The 1,154-nt window shown below is 61.1% G+C and carries 2 protein-coding genes; one reads left to right on the top strand and one right to left on the bottom strand.

Annotation, left to right across the window (positions count from 1 at the left end; translation table 11 throughout):
* The first annotated feature begins 170 nt into the window (after positions 1 to 170).
* Positions 171 to 419, top strand: a complete 249-nt coding sequence (locus ACESMD_RS09535; RefSeq protein ID WP_372612581.1) for a hypothetical protein — start codon at positions 171 to 173, stop codon at positions 417 to 419.
* Positions 420 to 1,034: 615 nt separating this feature from the next.
* Here the strand turns inward: ACESMD_RS09535 and ACESMD_RS09530 are convergent.
* Positions 1,035 to 1,154 (bottom strand): hypothetical protein (locus ACESMD_RS09530; protein ID WP_372612583.1); only part of this gene is annotated, 120 nt, incomplete at its 5' end.

Below are 1,154 nucleotides of genomic sequence, written 5' to 3'. Positions count from 1 at the left end.
GCCTGTCAGGTGGTCCAAAGGATGGGGTCCACTTCGGTGGTTCGAAGCTATAGGGGTATCGGGACACGTGACATGCAGCATGTCCCTCTGATGTCCCGCCGCCAACACGCATCGTTGAGCTATCGGGACACGAGGGACAGGTGGGACACCGTCAGGAGAGGATGACCGCGATGACACTCAAGGAGATTCAACAGATAGTGACTCATCATTGGTGGATACATCACCGGAAGAAACTTCGCCGACTGACCCCGGAGCAGATCCAGAGCGAATCGATGGGGTTAGCCCATCTAGTGAGGATGGAGATGGACAGCCTGAAAGCGATCGGTCTCGACGAGAAGACGGCGTGGAGCGAGTCGGCGTGGATGGTGTTCCGGGAGGAGCCGCCGACACCGGAGGACGTGGAGCAGGGGATGGAGTAGCCGGAACAGGAGGCGGACAGCGTGCCCCTGCCAGCGATCCGCTGAATCGCCGCGAGGATCGCATCCTCCCCTCGTACCAGCGCCTGATCGCCTTCCTGGAGAACCGCCGCCATGCGGGGCTGCCTGTATCTGGATGCTGGATGATTCGGAATGAAACAGCCTGGCGATGGGGTGGCCTGCCCCCTATGCTGTGCGACACCCTCCCCCGTAGCGATGCGACAGGTTGCGACACCCGATGCGACAGGGGGCAGGCTCTCCCCGCCAATCTACTGGCCGAGCTGCGTCGCCTTCCTGCCCCTGGGCAACTGGCCCCGCACCCGGACGACGACAGACACCGCCACGACGAAAGCCCCGCCGCTGGCCGTTCCGTCGCGGGGACCGCGCCACGAGCGCGCCACGGCGACGAACCGCCCGCCCGTTCCTTCACTGACCTGCTGGACAAGCTGAACGCCCGCGCCGGGAGCTGAGGCAGTGCTAGGGTGGAGGCTCCACAATGCCTGAAGGTGATGTGCCATGGATTGGAGCTATTTTCGGAAGGAGCCAGACGGGTTCACCTTGAAGCGTCTGCCTGCCGTCACAAAGCCTTAGCGCTTGTTAATAAATAAACTGAACAAGTCATCCAGGGCGAATGCAATAATTCCAGTCGCCGTGAAACTCGCTACGTTCGATGTTGATGGCGGATAAGTCTGCATCAGAGATGGTCAACCCCTTGGGATATTCAGCAGTGTCGAGTTC

It is taken from the genome of Halomonas sp., from assembly GCF_041689495.1.
Classification (GTDB): domain Bacteria; phylum Pseudomonadota; class Gammaproteobacteria; order Pseudomonadales; family Halomonadaceae; genus Halomonas.
Note: the sequence above shows the minus strand (reverse complement) of the source record. Positions and strands in the feature narration are given on the sequence as shown.

Coding starts and splice junctions, on each gene's coding strand:
- ACESMD_RS09535 (WP_372612581.1), top strand. CDS start 171: ATGACACTCAAGGAGATTCAACAGATAGTGACTCATCATTGGTGGATA.